Below are 17,864 nucleotides of genomic sequence, written 5' to 3'. Positions count from 1 at the left end.
ATTACTGAAAGTTTAAAATTTATTATATATTTGCTCTATGAATTACACAGAAGCAAAAGATAAGTTTATATCCACTTGGGGATCATTAGGTACCTTGTGGGGAATTAATAAAGCAATGGCACAAATCCATGCGCTACTATGGATTTCGCCTGATCCTTTATCTATGGAAGATATTATGGAAGAATTACATATCTCCAGAGGAAACACAAGTATGAATTTACGCCAACTTATGGATTGGGGTATCGTCTTTAAAGAAAGTAAACCGGGAGAGAGAAAGGAATATTTTGCTTCGGAAAAGGATGTACAAGAACTCGCAAGACAAGTAGCAAAAGAAAGAAGCAGACGAGAAATAAAGCCAGTTATTAAAGTATTGAAAGAGGTATCCGCGATTGAGGGAGATGGAACAAAAAAAACAGAAGAATTAATTAAGCAAACCAAGGCTTTATACGAATTAGCGGATAGTGCTGATACAATGATGAATAAGATAGTGAATCAAGAATCTAATTGGATTACTAAAACTTTGATGAAACTAATTAAATAAGAACCATAATATAATAAAAGAGATAAGGGAAGCAATTCCTTTTCTTTTTCAAATTATATTTCAAAAATTATTGAAACTTTAAAACTATTAGAATTATGAAAACAATACATAACATTAACAAATGGAGTTTTATTATCACCTTAATTCTTTACACTACCATCATAGGAGGTTTATTAGCTCAAATGGCACTTGGTGTTATTCAGGTTGTTCTAGGAGTAATAATATTATTCCATTGGAAAAAACTTAATATCAAAATAAAACGACACCTTCTAATATATTGGTTCATAGTTTTAGCATATGGTCTTTTATGGACAACAGATATATTTAATACTTGGAGAACTAATTCAATGGTGATGGATCCTTATATTTTATTTATCTGTATCATACCTATGTTAATCGCATCATACTCCGTATACATAACTTACAAAAGTAAAATAAACATTAATGAATTTAAACCTAGTTACATATAGTATATACATATTGATTACTGTTTTTATCATTATAAAAGTAGGATTGGTTTGCTATCGAAATGGAAACATTTTTGTAACCCATTTGGTTCCTAACGACAAGGATTTCTGTTTAAGAGTAAACAACATTCTCCTATTAGGATACTATCTCATAAACATCGGATATACCGTAATTACTTTATCAGATTGGACTACTGTAAATTCTATTTCACAATTGATAGAAAGTTTATCAAGAAACACAGCAATCATTATCTGTATACTTGCAATCTTACATTATTTCAACTTATTCTGGATAACAAAATTTATTAAAAACTTTAAATAACTACAAATACAACAACTATATGGAAACTTCTAAAATTTTTATTGGATACATCATCTACTTACCTATAGCAATTGTACTTACATACTTTGTATCTAAAACTTTATTCAAAAATGGAAAAACTTTTATGATTGATATTTTTAAAGGTAAAGATGATATCGCGATTGCAACCAATCGTCTTTTTGAAGTAGGTTTCTACCTTTTAAATATTGGTTGGGCATTATTAATTCTAAAAATTGATAGCTACCATTTCAATGATACTTATCAAAATTTAATAGAAATATTAAGCTTCAAAATTGGTGGGTTTTCTATCTACTTAGGGTTAATGTTATTCTTAAATATGTATCTATTCTTTAGAGGAAGAAAAAAATCCAAACAAAAGACTCCCATTGTGACTCAGGTAATAAGACCCAATAATCCTCAAGTTCAATAATTAAAACATATCATTATGAGTACTACACTTCCATTATTACATAAAATTAGATTTCAAAAATCAAATAAAGAAAAACTGATTGAACTTTATGACGAAGCAACAGAAGATTATGAATTCTGGAGTAAAGATTTTAATATGCATTTCGGGTATTATATTCCTTTTAAAACGACATTACTCAAAAGAGATACAATGCTTAATGAAATGAATAATCAAGTTTTTAACCGATTACAGTTCAATAAAAAAAATGGCATTGTTGCGGATTTAGGTTGCGGAATAGGAGGTACCATGAAGTATGGGTTACGCAAATATCCTAGAATCAATATCCTAGGAGTTTCTCTTTCTGATTTTCAGGTAACTGAAGGGAATAAAAGACTAAAAAATATGAATGGTCTTATTCTTAATGAAAACTATAATAGCACCTCTTTTACTCCGAACAGTTTTGATAGTGCATATGCTATAGAAAGTTATTGCCATTCTGGACATAGTACTGTTGCTTTTAAAGAAGCATATAGGATTATTAAACCAGGTGGAAAATTAGTTATAGCTGATGCTTTTCTTAAAAAAGATGTAGAACAATTATGTCCAGGAAGTCATTATTGTTATCAGCAATTATGTAAAGGATGGAGTTTAGAAGGTCTAGGTAGCATACAAAATGTAAAAGAATCCTTAGAACAAATCGGTTTTAGAAATGTATCCATAGAAGATATTTCTTTTAGAGTAGCTCCTTCTGTATTACATGTGCCTTTTGCTATTATGGGTTTTATTTTCAGAAAGCTTTTTAAGAGAGAAAAATTAAAACTCCAAAGTTGGAAAAATCTTAAAGGTTCCTTATTTGCTTTACTTTCTGGATTGCATATGAAAAGTTTTGGGTACTACATTATAACAGCCGAGAAATAAACCTATGAGTCTACTTCAAATAACATATCGTTGGATATATATAATTATTGCTACGTTACTATCGACAATAGTGTTATATCATTATGCAAAAGAGCTCCCCGAGTTAATTCCTAATGACAATCTAATAAAAGAAATAGTAATGTGTTCTGGTCAACTAGTTTGGCAAGGTAGTATCATTATGATTTTTATAAAGAAAAAAATTCATAGTTACTTATATAATATGATTTCAGTTTCTTTATTAGGATCTTTAGCATTAATCCCTTTGATATTGTTGTATAAACAAGAAATAATTGTTCTAGAAATTAAAATTTTACTTTTCTTATTAGTTGTATGTCTTATGATATTAGATCATACTAGAAGAGTCAAAAAACTTAAATTACCTGGGTATCTAACTGTCACCTGGATAACCTATAGATTATTATGGCTACCCATATTATTATTTTAAATTAAAAAACATGAAAAAAATAGTTATTGCTGCAGGAACCGGTTTTTTAGGAAACGTACTCGTCGATTATTTTAAAACTAAAGTTGAGACCATTGTCATTCTAACCAGAGGAAAGAATAAAATTGAAGGTACTATTAAATATGAGCATTGGGATGGCAAAACTATAGGAGCTTGGAGAAACGAATTAGAAGGATCTGATGTGTTAATTAATATGACAGGAAAATCTGTAGACTGTAGATATCATCAAAAAAACAAAGATCTAATTCTTTCTTCTAGGGTCGTATCTACGAATATATTAGGTGAAGCTATAGCATCTTGTGAACATCCACCAAAAATATGGCTTAACTCATCCACAGCAACCATCTATAGACATTCTTTAGATAAAGAAATGGATGAAATCGATGGCGAAATTGGAACAGGCTTCTCTGTTAATGTAGCTACCAATTGGGAAAATGCTTTTTTTACGCATAAAACTCCAAAAACTAGAAAAGTCGCTCTCAGAACTTCTATAGTATTAGGAAAAAATGGTGGTGCATTGCAACCTATTCTCAATTTGGTAAAAATTGGTTTTGGGGGAAAACAAGGAAAAGGAAATCAAAAATTTAGTTGGATTCACGAAATTGATTTCGCTAGAAGTCTGGAGTTTATTATAGAAAACCCAGAGATTGAAGGTCCTATTAATATCGTTGCTCCAAAACCAACGGACAATAATAATCTTATGAAAACATTACGAAACGTAACAAAAGTTACTTTTGGAATTCCGCTACCTAAACCTCTTTTAGAAATTGGTGCACGTATTATTAAAACCGAAACTGAATTAATTTTAAAAAGCAGAAACGTTATTCCAAAAAAACTATTACAAAATGGTTTTCAATTTAAATATCCAGATTTAATAGACGCTACTAAAGAATTAACTAATAAGTTATGACTACAATCCGATTATACACCAAAATAGAAGCTCCGATTAAAGTTGTTTTCGATGCTGCTCGAAATATTGACATACATATGGGTTCTGCTTCGAAAACAAAGGAAGTTGCTATTGCTGGAAAAACTTCTGGATTAATTGATCTCTATGACACAGTTACCTGGAGAGGAAAGCACTTTGGCTTATATCTAAAACATCAAAGTAAAATAACATCATTAAGGCATTCTACCTATTTCATTGATGAAATGATAAGTGGTCATTTTAAAACTTTTAAACATCAACACATTTTTAAAGAACTATCAAAGGGAACTGAAATGATTGATGTTTTAGAATATACAACACCTTATAGTATTTTTGGAGAAATATTTGATCAAATAGTTTTAAGAAAGCACTTAATTAAATTTCTAAAAACAAGGAATCAATTTATCAAATTAAAAACCGAACAATCTCAATCCACCTCAATATAAATAAGAGTTTACCTGAAAAGTAGTAGTAAAACATGCTGAATTTACCATCGTGGGCAATTCTGGTGGAGTCTAATTATGAACGTCATTAATCACAACTAGTTTTTCACTCATTCAGACATATGGATACTCACTTCCCAGGCAAACAACTCCCAATTCAGTTATAAATTCTAATCATCAATACCAAAACAATAAATACGTACTTCTCCTGATGTACCCATAATATTATTGGCTTCAACACCTTTATAAATAGGCTGAAAAGCATATTCTCCAGGAACCAGTGATGGCATTATAATTTCATAAAGGTTTTCGTCTATTTTCTTAAGTTCTGGAACGATAAGATGCTGACTTATATCTTTACTGCCGCCTCCCATAGAATTTCCTTTTTGTATAAATCTTCTATATTTTTTTCGCTTCTTTACCACATCCGCCTTAGAGATAATTACAATATCAAGAGGATCAATCCCTTCATCTAAAGACATAATAAACTTAGGAACATCATTAGATTTAAATCTAACGTTAGAATATTTACTATTAAAAATAGTTAAGTACTGGTTTACTCCTCCATAACCAAAACCAATAGCTTTGGCTTCGATTTTAGCACCTTTGCGTTCGAATGATTCCACCTTTCCATCTTTCATAAAATATGGAACGAAGTTTTTTTGAACCTCTTGTGCTTTTATTCCGCTTGACAATACTAATTGAATAATTAAAAGAAATGTAATTTTTTTCATCTGACTGTTTTTAAAAAAATGATATGCACAAACATAGAGTCATATTGATATTAAAAAAATACCCAGTTACTGGTATATTGTTGAGTTCTTAATACACCTTTCCTTTAATTCAATGGTTCAAACTTATTTGAGATTCAACTTTTTATCCTATTTTTGGAGAAAAGAGCAAATAAACTATGCCTACAAACACGATAGACCCTAATACGTGGATTGACAAATACAGTGATTATTTATTTAATTACACCATAGTAAGAGTCGACGACAGAGAAATTGCACAAGATTTAGTGCAGGAGACCTTTTTTGCAGGTCTTAAATCAATGAAAAACTTTAAAGGAGAAGCTAGTGAGCGTACTTGGCTAATTTCAATTCTAAAAAGAAAAATTATTGATCACTATAGGAAAATAAATAGCAATAAAGGAAAGGCAGAAGTACGTATCAATTATACTAATGATGGCGAAACAGAAGGAGATTGGCTAGAAGAAAGAGTTGCTGATCCTTTTGACCAGAACGCCGAAGGTAAAATTGAAAATACTGAATTAGGAGTTGCCATACATAATTGCATTGGTAAATTACCAGAAAAACAAGCTCGTATTTTCTCTATGAAAACGATTCAAGGATTTGATACAGAAGCAATCTGTAATGAATTTGATATTACTGCGTCTAATTTATGGGTTATCATTCATCGCGCTCGTACTGCGATGGCCGAGTGCCTAGAAAAAAACTGGTTTTAATAACACATGAGTAAGGAAAATAAAATATTTGTAAGTTGTGAAAATGCAAATCACATTTGCGATAAAAATCAATATAAAGAAGCCTCTTTTTGGGAAAAAGTAAAATTAAATATTCATTTAATTTATTGTAAGGCTTGCAGAAAATATTCGTCAAAGAATACGAAACTAACTAATTTATTCAAAGACCCTAAGGTGATAAGTATCAATCAATCAGCGAAGGATTCGATGAAAGAACAATTGAAGAAAAAAATGTCAGAACAAGAATAAAAAATTAACAAAACCCCAAATAATTAGCATTTTAAAATTGTAATGAAAACAAGTAATAGTTTATTAGTATCCTGTGAACAGGCGAAATTTATCTGTGATAAAAATCAATATGGTGAAGCATCCGTTATGGAAATCATCAAATTAAATATTAGATTAATCTATTGTAAGGTAACACGTGCATATTCTAAAAGAAATATCAAGCTTACTAAGACAATAAAAAAATCTAATATAGAAGTGATATCATCTTCTAAAAAAGAAGAAATGAAAGAAGCATTGCGAAAGAAATTAGCCAAATAGGCTTTGCATCATAACCAATATAAACAACCACATAATCGGAATACTTTCTACCCAAAAGGAACAAAAGTATTCCGATTGTTTTTTATCAGTACCCCATAAAAAAAGTAGACTTACAATTGTAATCAATACAGTAGTCAAAATCTCTGCAAAGGAAAGGTCCTCTTTAAAAGCTGTTAATAGCAAAAAGATAACCAATAATATACTTCCAAAAACCTTAGTTTTTGTAATTCCAATTTTCTGGGGGATTGTTTCTAATTCTCTGTTATCGTATTGTAAGTCTCTTATTTCAAAAGGTAACATTATTACCACTATGAACAAAAAACGTTGAATAATTTCTATAACCATGTCAAGACCTAAACTTCCTTCTGCATAGAGCATAGGCACTAGAACTGTAATTCCTGTCCAGGTTGTTCCAATAATAAAAATCTTAATCCCTGCAACACTTCTTAAGTTCTTCTTATTCGGAAAAATTGGAACGGTGTAAAGAATTGTTAGTAGTATAAAGGGGAGCATATACATTAACGTATCTATAGATAACTGAAAAGCAAAATATACAAATATCAATAGACAGATACCTGTTAATATTTTGATTCCTGTCATTGATTTTGTTAATCGCTTATGATACAATTTTGAAATCGTAGCGTACTTCACAAAATTATATGCGACAATAGCTCCAACAAAACTGAAATACACATACATATCACCTTCCAAAATCTCGAACTTCAAAAAAGTAAGTTTTACCAAGGAAGCCACAGCTAAAGCCACGTGAATACTGCTATTTAGATAAAAATTAAATATACTTTGTATGGTTTTCACTTTGCTAATTTAGGGGAATCTGTTAATAACACTCTAAGTTGGTTAAAAACTTACTAGTGTTAGGTTAATTTATTGTGAAAATTTTATGGATTAAATATGTACTTTTGCGCTTTAAATCTCAACTGTTTTTTTGCTATGAAAACTGACTCATTTAAACTACGTCATATTGGGCCTTCAGAAAAAGATCTAGGTGACATGTTAAACACCATCAAAGCTGATTCTATAGATCAACTTATCTTCGAAACGGTACCAGATGATATTTTATTAAAATCACCCCTACAGCTAGATGAAGCTATGAGTGAGCAAGAATATTCTGCTCATGTGCAACAGTTAGCTGCTAAAAACAAAGTATTTAAAACTTATATTGGTTTAGGATATCACGAAGCAAGTTTACCTGCAGTAATACAACGTAATATTCTAGAAAACCCAGGTTGGTATACTGCGTATACTCCTTATCAAGCAGAAATTGCTCAAGGTAGATTAGAAGCTTTATTGAATTATCAAACGATGGTTTGTGATCTTACAGGAATGGAATTAGCCAATGCCTCTTTACTTGATGAAAGTACAGCTGCTGCAGAAGCTATGACCATGTTATTTGCAGTGCGATCTAGAGCTCAGAAAAAAGAAAACATTGACAAATTTTTTGTTTCTCAAGAAATTCTACCGCAGACACTTTCGTTATTAAAAACAAGAGCAATTCCTTTAGGAATTGAATTGGTTGTTGGTGATCATACTACATTTGATTTTTCTTCTGATTTTTATGGTGCTATTTTACAATATCCCGGAGTTTCTGGTCAAGTATATGATTATGCATCTTTTGTAGAAAAAGCGCATCAATCAGAAATCAAAGTTGCTGTTGCGGCAGACATTCTAAGCTTAGTAAGCCTGAAATCTCCAGGTAGTTTTGATGTTGATGTAGTAGTTGGAACAACACAACGATTTGGAATTCCATTAGGATATGGAGGTCCTCATGCAGCATATTTTGCAACAAGAGAAGCATATAAAAGAAATATTCCAGGAAGGATCATTGGAGTTACCCAAGATATGAATGGAAATCGTGCTCTGCGTATGGCGTTACAAACACGTGAACAGCATATCAAACGTGATAAAGCGACTTCAAACATTTGTACAGCTCAAGTATTACTTGCTGTAATGGCAGGAATGTATGCTGTATATCACGGTAAAGACGGACTACAATATATCGCCAATAAAGTAAATAGTTCTACTACAAGTCTTGCAAATGCTATAACCAAACTAGGCTATAAGCAACTAAACACCGTATTCTTTGATACTATTAGATTTAAAGCAGATGCTAATAAAATTAAAGAAATATCTGAAGCTCAAGAAGTAAACTTTTATTATCCCGATACAGAAACTGTATCCATCTCTTTGAATGAAGCTACCACAATTGTTGATATCAATAATATTGTATCAATTTTTGCAAAAGCAGCTGGAAAGGAATCTATCAAGATAACAGCAATTGATGCTGCCACGAGTATTCCTGATTTTGTAAAACGAAATACTGAATTCTTAACAAACGACGTATTTAACACCTATCATTCTGAAACAGAATTGATGCGTTACATCAAAAAACTAGAACGTAAGGATCTTTCTTTAAATCATTCTATGATTCCTTTAGGCTCTTGTACTATGAAATTAAATGCCGCATCGGAAATGCTTCCGTTAAGTAATGCGCAATGGGGTAATATACATCCATTAGTTCCTGTTGAACAGGCTCAAGGATATCAAGAAGTATTAAAAAAATTAGAAGATCAATTAACGGAAATTACTGGTTTTGCAGGAACTTCTTTACAACCCAATTCAGGTGCGCAAGGAGAATTTGCAGGATTAATGGTTATTCGTGCTTATCACGAATCCAGAGGAGATCATCATAGAAATATTTGCTTAATCCCTTCATCTGCTCACGGGACAAATCCTGCATCAGCAGTAATGGCTGGAATGAAAGTTGTTGTAACCAAAGCAACAGAGGAAGGAAATATAGATGTAGAAGATCTAAAAGAAAAAGCAGAAAAATATAAAGATAATCTTTCTGCATTGATGGTAACATATCCATCTACTCATGGAGTATATGAATCAGCCATCAAGGAAATTACTCAAATAATCCACGATCACGGTGGACAGGTTTATATGGATGGTGCTAACATGAATGCTCAGGTAGGATTAACTCATCCTGGAGCTATCGGAGCAGATGTATGTCACCTGAATTTACATAAAACATTTGCAATTCCTCATGGAGGTGGTGGACCGGGTGTTGGACCTATTTGTGTAGCCAAACAACTAGTACCATTTTTACCTGGGAATCCAGTAATAACTACAGGAGGTGATCAAGCAATAACTGCAATTTCTGCAGCTCCTTGGGGATCGGCTTTGGCTTGTTTAATTTCTTATGGATATATAACAATGTTAGGAGCACAAGGTTTAAAAGAATCGACAGAATACGCAATCCTTAATGCTAATTATATCAAAGATCGATTAGATGGTCATTATAGCACACTATATTCTGGTGAACGTGGTCGCGCAGCTCACGAAATGATTATAGACTGTAGGCCTTTTAAAGCACACGGGATCGAAGTAACTGATATCGCTAAGCGATTAATGGATTATGGATTCCATGCACCGACTGTTTCTTTTCCTGTTGCAGGAACTATTATGATCGAACCAACAGAAAGTGAAAGTAAAGCAGAATTGGATCGTTTTTGTGATGCAATGATCAGTATCCGTCAGGAAATTTCGGAAGCAAGCTCTGACAATCCAAACAACATTATGAAAAATGCTCCGCATACAATGGCAATGCTAACAGCAGATACATGGGATTTCCCATACACCAGAGAGCAAGCTGCTTATCCACTACCTTATGTTGCAGATAATAAATTCTGGCCTACAGTTAGACGTGTGGATGACGCTTATGGTGATAGAAATCTAATTTGTACTTGTACTCCTATTGAAGAATATATGGAGGAAGTATAAAGCATCATTATACAATAAATAATAAAATTGCCTGAGACATAGAATGATAGTGTCAGGCAATTTTTATTTTATAACTAAATGGTTTTTAGAAAGCCTTTGACAGCTTTCCAATAGCTTTCATTATCCGAAAACCTTTCCCAAAGCGCTCTAGAACCATGATTCCCTTTAGTCTCAGGTAAAAAGAATTGTTTCTTTTCTGCGTTAATTGCGTTATAGATTCCTGACCAACTCTTTTTTTCGTTTTGTGCAGAAGTAATAAATACCGGAATCTTAATGTTAGCCGCACTACTAGTAATATAATTCTTTTCGCCAAAATATTCCCCAGGAGAAAACGATAATACTCCATTCACAACATCTGGATGATCTCCTGCATATTTTAATACTAAAGATGAAGAATATGAACTTCCCCAAATAATAATTTTCTTAGGCTTATATGTCTTTTTTACATATGCAATAGCAGATTCCACATCTTGATAAGCATCCTTAAATTCAGTTTGCTTACCTTCTGTTTTAGCTACAGTATTCGTTTTATTTGTTATATCATTTACTGAACCTCCTGATCGTTGATCCACAGCAAAACAATTATACCCTAATTTATTTAGCTTTGGGGCAATCTCCACATATTCCCCTCTACTCCATCCTGCCTGATGAAAAAGAATAATAAACCGACCACTTTCTTTGGCTTCATATAGATCTGCGGTCATCATTAATCCATCTTTAGATGGAAAATCAATTGTTTTTTGACCATATAGTGAAACTGTTAAAAATATGATTACTGAGGTAAGAATATTTTTCATAGAAAATAAATAATTAGTTAAAACCATACGGTCGTTAAAATACTAAATTACTTACTCGATTGGTATTATTGTTTTGTTATAGTTTCTAGAGATATTATATAGGGACAATATTTCTATCTCCATTTTTACGGAGATAACTTTTAATTATTTTAGTGGTATGATATGTATGCTTCTGAAGATTCAAGAAATTATCAAAATCTTCTATAGAAATGATTTGTTCATCTTCTTGAAGATATCCAAACCCCTTATAAATCCCATCTTGTATCATTACAAAACTTTGTTCATTAAAAGTTCTCCCTTTTTCTTTTATAAAATAACTTTTTTGATCTCTCCTAAGAGAAGATAATGCTTTTTGCACTCTCATATTATATAATGCAACAGATTCATTCCCAATACAAATACCTTTGCAATTCTTAATTTTATAATGAGAACAGTTATCTGTAGTACTCTGCAGAGTGCAATACCTAGGACATAATTGAAACATTTCGCAAAGCTGTTCTAACTTCTCTATTGCTTCTGCCCTACTATAAAAAATCTCAACAGAGTGATCAAATGTTTGTGATCTATCTATTGCTAATTGAACAACACCTTTTCTATTCGTATAAAACATAATACAATATGGAGCTACCGGTTTTTTTTGAGCTCTATTAAATTTTGGGTAGTGCTTTTGAATTTTTTCTGATTCTAATAATAGAGCTACTAATTCATTACCAGTAACTTCATAATCTATCGCATACGTTTCCTGACCTAAAGCGTATTCTTTATTTTTTTTATCATAAAAATGACTAATCACACGCTGTTTAATATTCTTCGCTTTACCTGCATATATAACTTTCCCTTTTTGATCCTTAAACAAATAGATCCCTGTTTCTTCTGGTAATACATCTATATTTTCTGCTTTAAGATGAGGAGGTAATGTTGCTTCTTTAGATCGTACATTTAAAAACTTATTGATAATTTTAAATTCTGGATCAAGACTAAGAATACGCTGAAACAATATAACTGTAGCATCCGTATCGCCTTCTGCTCTATGTCGACCTTCTAAAGGAATATTAAGTGAGGAACACAATTTTCCTAAACTATAAGAAAACATACCAGGAATTAACTTTCTAGACAAACGAACCGTACACAATTTCTTACGGACAAAAGAATATCCTAAATTTTTAAATTCCCCTTTGATCACATTGTAATCAAAATTTACATTATGAGCCACAAAAATAGCATTCGATGTCATCTCTATAATTCGCTCTGCAATTTCATGAAACCTTGGTGCATTTCTTACCATATCATTATCTATTCCTGTTAATCCCGTTATAAAAGGAGGAATATGACATTCTGGATTCACCAAAGAAGTAAATTTATCCATAATAATATCACCCTTTAGCAATACAATACAGATTTCTGTAATGCGATTACCATTAATGCCTTTACCTGTAGTTTCGACATCAATAATAGCATATAATTTTTCTGACATTACATTTCTTTTGAAATGCAAATCTAAAAGAAATATTTGATATTTGGAATTTTTCCTTTCAGAATGGAATTTTTCCTAAATATAGTTTATAATAAACAGGAGAAAAATACAATGATGGTTATAAATCTTTAGTATAAAACATTAATTATCACCTAAGAAGATAAGCAGCTAACCGAGTAGCATTCTCTTGATATGTATTTGCATAAGAAACAGGAAGTTCATTCTTTTTATAATAAGCAGTCAAGGTTTGTTTAGAGACAAAACTCATTGTTGCTTTTGAGTAACATTGAATCAATGCTTCTAATTTAAAAGAAACCGAAGCTGCTGCAAATTTCCCCTTAGTTTGTCTAGTAACAATAGCAATATGATCAGGCTTAATAGTATCAAAAAAGCCATGAATCTCTTCTAAAAAAGTCTGAATATCTTCATTTTTTTGGCCATCTTTAATTTCTATATATTTTTCCTTACCTGTAAGATTTATATAGTCCCCCTGTTCATTCTTAGACAACACTACAGAGATAACTCTTTTTTTATTTATTTCGATTCCTATTACTTTCATTTTATCAAAGTTAGTATATAATTTCTAAAAGATATCCTCCAACATTTATTTGAAAATCTCATTTAACAAAACTAACCTAGAATGACATAAGCTTTCTCAATGATTTATCCTTATACATCAGGAACGCAACAACTCTTATTTATTTAATTAATTAACGAAATTAATATATCAATCACATTTAAAGCAAAACAAAATTAACATATCATCAAAAAAATGATTAAATTGGTCAACCAATTTAAAAACACAAAATTAACACTAGCTTTTAAAACCTAAAAATCAAACCAAAACTTCGAAGGCTAGCTCATTTTATAACTAAACTATTTAACACATTTAATATGAAAAATCTTCGCACATTTTGGTCTAAAAAAAAATATGATTTTGCCGTTTTTCTTAATAAAGGGTTAGTAAAAAAAAGAGGGTTGAAAGAATTGTTTATAATTTCTTTTCTGTTTTCGTCTCACATTTTTGCTACTGAATACACAATTAACTCAATAGATGACTTCAACAATTTAAGCTTATCTCCAGGTGATGTAGTTATTTGGGAAGATGGGGTTTATAACGATGATGAACGACTTGTATTCAGAGCTAATGGCACCTCATCAAATCCAATTACATTAAAAGCCGAAACTCCAGGTGGTGTTGTTTTTAATAATGGACTACAAATGGATATTGCAGGAAATTATCTAATAGTAGAAGGCTTTCATTGGAAAGGAGGTTACGGAGCTAGTAATTTCATCCAATTCAGAAATGGAACTACATATGCACAAAATTCTACAATTCGAAATTGTGTAATTGATGGTTTAGGAGTTGAACCAGGCGATGCCGCAGAAGCCGAACAAGATGGAGCAATCGTAAAACATAGATGGATCGTATTATACGGAAACAATAATAGCGTATTACATTGTTCTTTTTTGAATAAATCTACTGCTGGCGCCTTAGTACTAGTAGAATTAGAATACAATGCAGAAACTAACCGATGTGACATTGTTGGTCATACCATAAGCAACAATTATTTTTACAAATATGAAAAAATGGATCCTTCACTATCAAACGCTGGTGATAGCGAAACAATTCGCGTAGGTACTAGTGAATTCCAAAATGTAGATTGTAGAACAACCGTTAGCAATAACTATTTTGTGGAAGCTGATGGAGAAAATGAAATTATTACTAATAAAAGTGACAATAACATTTACCAAAACAACACTTTTAGAAGGTGTAGAGGTTCTCTAACACTACGTCATGGTTCTGGTGCTACGGTAGAAGGAAATTATTTCTTAGGAGAAAATGTTGATGGAACAGGTGGAATTCGAATTGTTGATAGTGACCATACGATTATTAACAATTACATTCAGGATTGTATTACTGTTATTGATCAAGCAAAATGGAACAATGGAATTACGTTTATGGGAGGTTCTACCAATTCTCAGGATGATTGTAACTCTACAAGTGTCTCTAATGGATATCAAAAATCAGAAGATATTACTGTTTCAAACAATACTATAGTAAACACTAATGCACCATTATTTTTTAATGGAGATAAAGGTACTAGCAGCAATACTGGTAACGTTTCTAACAATGTTATTTTCTTCTCCAATAACTCATCAAATATTACCGATGTTATAACTGAAGACGATCCTGGAGATTTTTCAGATATCGGTTCTTCTGTAACTTATTCTGGGAACGTTTATAATAATACGAACTTAGGAGCATCTGTTAATGGGTTTTCTTCAGCAAATTTATCCGCTAGTAATAATGGTGGGATTTTTAGTATTTCTGGCACTAATGCAGGGTCCAACATCTCACAATCTCCTTACTCTAATAATGATGTAGGATCGAACGTTGGTGCTTGCTTTGTTAATTCTATTGGAAATTCTCTAGGCACATGTAGTAATACACCTCCAACTGATATATTAACCGTATCCAACATTGATGATTTTAGTGCTAGTTCTCAAAGCAAAACACTTACCATAACATCCAATGTTAATTGGACAATATCCGATAACAGTTCTTGGATTACTGTAAGCCCATTATCCGGAACAAATAATGGAGATGCTACAATAACAGTCACTGCTAATTCTCAAAACACCTCCAGAACTGGCATCATAACAGTCGCCGGAGGTTCTATAACTAGAACTATTACTATTACGCAATTGAGTATTGCATCAGACATTTTGGTAGATTCTGTGGTTCTTACACCTAATGATACTTCTGTTGAAATAGGAAATACATTACAGTTAACAGCCACCATATCGCCTTCGGATGCAACCAACCAAAATGTTAGTTATACCAGTAATAATCCTACTATTGTAACAGTTAATTCAAATGGGTTAATTAACACTATTAATATTGGAGAAGCTGTTATAACAGTTACAACAGATGATGGAGGATTTACAGACACAACTACTATAAATGTAGTTCCTTCAACAACAGGAACAAATCTAGCTTTAAATAAACCAGTCATTGCTACGGGCACACCAGATGGTAATAATATTGCTTCTAATCTTGTAGATAATTCTACTACTTCGCGTTGGTCGGTTAATGGCTTTCCAAATTCCTTTACCGTAGATCTTGGAGCTATTTTTAGTATTAATAAAACAGAACTGGTTTTTTACCAAGATAGAGCCTATCAATATACTATAGAAGCAGCTACAGAACCTAATGGTTCGTATACAGAAATAATTGACAGAAGTAATAACTCAACTCCAGGAACCGTTGCTTCTCCCGTAACCGATCTATTCTCTCCTGTAAATGCTCGTTTCATTAAAGTAACTGTTTCTGGAGCGTCAGGTTATTCAGGACCTTGGATTAGCATATTAGAGTTTAGAGCTTTTGGTTCTTCTATTGATACTCCAAATTGTGTTGCAGGAAGTAATCTATCATTAAACGCAAACCTATCTAGTTACAGCAACCAACAAACAGAAAATCCAGCAAGCAACATTTTAGATGATAATATCGACAACAGATGGTCTGCAGAAGGTTTTCCACAAAACGCTGTAATAGATTTAGGAGAAGAATACACGATTAATGAAATTAACTTATATCCGTATAATGACAGAGCGTATCAGTTCATTGTAGAAGGTTCTAGCAACTCCCCTACTTCTGGGTTTTCCATTTTAACAAATGCTTCCAATAATACCTCTGGCGGCTCAGTAATTAACAGAGATTTTTCGGAGCAATCAGTTAGATATGTCAAGCTTACAATAACAGGTGCATCTGGATATTCTGGCAATTGGTCATCTATTAAAGAATTTGAAGTAATCTGTTCTGGTAGTAGTCAAAGCCTATCAAACAGAAGCGAATCTATAGAGAATACTGATATTTTGATATATCCAAATCCTTTTACCACAAACCTTACGATTCAATTACCAAAAAACAATACCGAAATTACCAAAGCACAAATCATTGATATATTTGGTAGAGAAGTTGCTAGTAAATCTATACCAAATTCCTCATCTAACAACGTTAGTTTTGTCACAAACTTACCTAAGGGTATTTATTTCCTGAGGTTATTGAACTCTGCAAACAAAGTAATTAAAACGAAAAAAGTGATCAGCGATTCTAACTAAATCGTGATTTAATAAATTTTATAAAGTAAGGCTGAATTTTAAAGTAAAACTTAGAAATTCAGCCGTAGTTTTTATATCAAATAGTCACAAAGGCTAACTATCTTTTTCGTGCGTTAACAACCATTTTTTGCGTTCTATTCCTCCGCTATATCCTGTCATATTCCCATTTTTTCCTATAACTCTATGACAAGGAATTATGATGGATATTCTATTACATCCATTAGCAGAAGCTACGGCTCTAATTGCTTTTGGTTTACATATCCTTTCTGCTTGTTGTTGATATGTTATCGTTTCTCCATATTTAATTTCTTTTATACAACCCCAAACTATATTTTGAAACTCAGTTCCTGGTGTTTCAAGAAGCACATCAAAGACTTTTCTTTTACCTTCGAAATATTCTGCCACCTCTCTTTTAGCTTGTTTAATATGTTTATTATTTCCTACCAGTATCGAAGCATTCAATCGCTTTTGCAAATCTTCAAATTCTTTTTCTAGTAATTGTCTATCTACAAATTCTAAAAGACAAACTCCCTTTTCGGTAGCACAAATAAACATTGGACCTAACGGTGTTGTTAATCTATCAATTAAAATGATTTTTTTATCACTGCTTTTTTTAGGAGAATTTCCTATCATCTTCTTAAAAGTGTACCCAAAACCACTTAAAGACTCATAGCCCATATCAAAGGCTGTATGTGTGGCATTTTTACCTTTTTTTAATTCTTGAAAAGCATTATTAATTCGATACATTCTTTGATAACTCTGAAATGTCATTCCATAGCTTTTCTTAAACCACCTTCTTATAATATTTGGACTAATTGCCAGTTTACGCAATTGATTATCAGTAATTTTCTCTTTTGGATTTTGTTGCACTAAAGCTATTGCTCTTTCTACCTGATCAGGAGCCTTATTGGCATTCTCTGTTGGTTTGCAAATTTTACAAGGTCTGTATCCATTATCCAAAGCCTCTTTAATCGATGTATAAAACTCTACATTTTCTAATTTAGGTTTTCTCGCCCTACAAGTAGCTATACAAAAAACCGAAGTTGTTTTTACACCTACAAAAAAGATCCCTACAAAGCTTTCTTTTCGTTCCAATAAAGCTCTATAATATAATTCTATTTTATCATTTTCAGTAATCAGCATA

The 17,864-nt window shown here is 31.9% G+C and carries 19 protein-coding genes; 13 read left to right on the top strand and 6 right to left on the bottom strand.

Going from position 1 to position 17,864, the window contains the following annotated elements; genetic code table 11:
* The first annotated feature begins 37 nt into the window (after positions 1-37).
* The 8 genes from NMK29_RS01845 (at position 38) to NMK29_RS01810 (ending at position 4,494) form a co-directional block, all read left to right on the top strand.
* Complete coding sequence (locus NMK29_RS01845; protein WP_108802933.1) at positions 38-541, top strand: GbsR/MarR family transcriptional regulator; 504 nt, start codon at positions 38-40, stop codon at positions 539-541.
* A 95-nt stretch (positions 542-636) separates the two neighbouring features.
* Positions 637-1,011 (top strand): hypothetical protein, encoded by a 375-nt coding sequence (locus tag NMK29_RS01840; RefSeq protein WP_108802932.1) that lies wholly within the window; start codon positions 637-639, stop codon positions 1,009-1,011.
* Positions 986-1,330, top strand: coding sequence for a hypothetical protein (locus tag NMK29_RS01835; protein WP_108802931.1), 345 nt, complete (start codon positions 986-988; stop codon positions 1,328-1,330). The genes NMK29_RS01840 and NMK29_RS01835 overlap by 26 nt, the downstream gene beginning before the upstream one ends.
* A 19-nt stretch (positions 1,331-1,349) precedes the next feature.
* Positions 1,350-1,760, top strand: coding sequence for a hypothetical protein (locus NMK29_RS01830; protein ID WP_108802930.1), 411 nt, complete (start codon positions 1,350-1,352; stop codon positions 1,758-1,760).
* 15 nt (positions 1,761-1,775) lie between these two features.
* Complete coding sequence (locus NMK29_RS01825; RefSeq protein ID WP_108802929.1) at positions 1,776-2,657, top strand: methyltransferase domain-containing protein; 882 nt, start codon at positions 1,776-1,778, stop codon at positions 2,655-2,657.
* 4 nt (positions 2,658-2,661) lie between these two features.
* Positions 2,662-3,102, top strand: coding sequence for a hypothetical protein (locus NMK29_RS01820; RefSeq protein ID WP_108802928.1), 441 nt, complete (start codon positions 2,662-2,664; stop codon positions 3,100-3,102).
* Positions 3,103-3,112: 10 nt separating this feature from the next.
* Positions 3,113-4,030, top strand: a complete 918-nt coding sequence (locus tag NMK29_RS01815; RefSeq protein ID WP_108802927.1) for a TIGR01777 family oxidoreductase — start codon at positions 3,113-3,115, stop codon at positions 4,028-4,030.
* A complete protein-coding gene (locus NMK29_RS01810) occupies positions 4,027-4,494 on the top strand; it encodes an SRPBCC family protein (protein ID WP_108802926.1) in 468 nt (155 codons plus the stop codon). The genes NMK29_RS01815 and NMK29_RS01810 overlap by 4 nt, the downstream gene beginning before the upstream one ends.
* Positions 4,495-4,661: 167 nt before the next feature.
* On the opposite strand, the gene NMK29_RS01805 is transcribed toward NMK29_RS01810, so the two are convergent.
* Positions 4,662-5,225, bottom strand: coding sequence for a hypothetical protein (locus tag NMK29_RS01805; RefSeq protein WP_108802925.1), 564 nt, complete (start codon positions 5,223-5,225; stop codon positions 4,662-4,664).
* A gap of 176 nt (positions 5,226-5,401) precedes the next feature.
* Between NMK29_RS01805 and NMK29_RS01800 the strand changes: the two genes are divergently transcribed.
* Genes NMK29_RS01800 through NMK29_RS01790 form a run of 3 tightly spaced genes read left to right on the top strand, consistent with a single transcriptional unit; the run spans position 5,402 to position 6,520 of the window.
* A complete protein-coding gene (locus NMK29_RS01800) occupies positions 5,402-5,956 on the top strand; it encodes a sigma-70 family RNA polymerase sigma factor (RefSeq protein ID WP_027392615.1) in 555 nt (184 codons plus the stop codon).
* 6 nt (positions 5,957-5,962) lie between these two features.
* A complete protein-coding gene (locus NMK29_RS01795) occupies positions 5,963-6,223 on the top strand; it encodes a hypothetical protein (RefSeq protein WP_108802924.1) in 261 nt (86 codons plus the stop codon).
* Between the two features lie 42 nt (positions 6,224-6,265).
* Positions 6,266-6,520, top strand: coding sequence for a hypothetical protein (locus NMK29_RS01790; protein ID WP_108802923.1), 255 nt, complete (start codon positions 6,266-6,268; stop codon positions 6,518-6,520).
* Here the strand turns inward: NMK29_RS01790 and NMK29_RS01785 are convergent.
* Positions 6,509-7,336, bottom strand: coding sequence for a hypothetical protein (locus NMK29_RS01785; protein WP_108802922.1), 828 nt, complete (start codon positions 7,334-7,336; stop codon positions 6,509-6,511). The two genes, NMK29_RS01790 and NMK29_RS01785, sit on opposite strands and share 12 nt — an antisense overlap.
* A gap of 135 nt (positions 7,337-7,471) precedes the next feature.
* On the opposite strand from NMK29_RS01785, the gene gcvP reads away from it, so the two are divergent.
* Positions 7,472-10,324: an aminomethyl-transferring glycine dehydrogenase gene (gcvP, locus tag NMK29_RS01780; RefSeq protein WP_108802921.1), complete on the top strand. Its 2,853-nt coding sequence runs from the start codon at positions 7,472-7,474 to the stop codon at positions 10,322-10,324.
* A 74-nt stretch (positions 10,325-10,398) separates the two neighbouring features.
* Here the strand turns inward: gcvP and NMK29_RS01775 are convergent, their stop codons facing one another.
* The 3 genes from NMK29_RS01775 to NMK29_RS01765 all read right to left on the bottom strand — a co-directional run bounded on the left by NMK29_RS01775 (position 10,399) and on the right by NMK29_RS01765 (position 13,154).
* Positions 10,399-11,121 (bottom strand): alpha/beta hydrolase, encoded by a 723-nt coding sequence (locus NMK29_RS01775; protein ID WP_159092177.1) that lies wholly within the window; start codon positions 11,119-11,121, stop codon positions 10,399-10,401.
* A gap of 94 nt (positions 11,122-11,215) precedes the next feature.
* A complete protein-coding gene (locus tag NMK29_RS01770) occupies positions 11,216-12,595 on the bottom strand; it encodes an exonuclease domain-containing protein (RefSeq protein WP_108802919.1) in 1,380 nt (459 codons plus the stop codon).
* Between the two features lie 148 nt (positions 12,596-12,743).
* Complete coding sequence (locus tag NMK29_RS01765) at positions 12,744-13,154, bottom strand: DUF3010 family protein (RefSeq protein ID WP_108802918.1); 411 nt, start codon at positions 13,152-13,154, stop codon at positions 12,744-12,746.
* Positions 13,155-13,489: 335 nt separating this feature from the next.
* On the opposite strand from NMK29_RS01765, the gene NMK29_RS01760 reads away from it, so the two are divergent.
* Positions 13,490-16,720: a chondroitinase-B domain-containing protein gene (locus NMK29_RS01760; RefSeq protein ID WP_108802917.1), complete on the top strand. Its 3,231-nt coding sequence runs from the start codon at positions 13,490-13,492 to the stop codon at positions 16,718-16,720.
* A 93-nt stretch (positions 16,721-16,813) separates the two neighbouring features.
* Here the strand turns inward: NMK29_RS01760 and NMK29_RS01755 are convergent, their stop codons facing one another.
* A complete protein-coding gene (locus tag NMK29_RS01755) occupies positions 16,814-17,863 on the bottom strand; it encodes a bifunctional transcriptional activator/DNA repair enzyme AdaA (RefSeq protein WP_108802916.1) in 1,050 nt (349 codons plus the stop codon).
* Position 17,864 lies beyond the last annotated feature (1 nt).

Source organism: Aquimarina sp. Aq107 (assembly GCF_943733665.1).
GTDB lineage: Bacteria > Bacteroidota > Bacteroidia > Flavobacteriales > Flavobacteriaceae > Aquimarina.
This window is presented reverse-complemented; position numbering and strand designations above follow the sequence as displayed.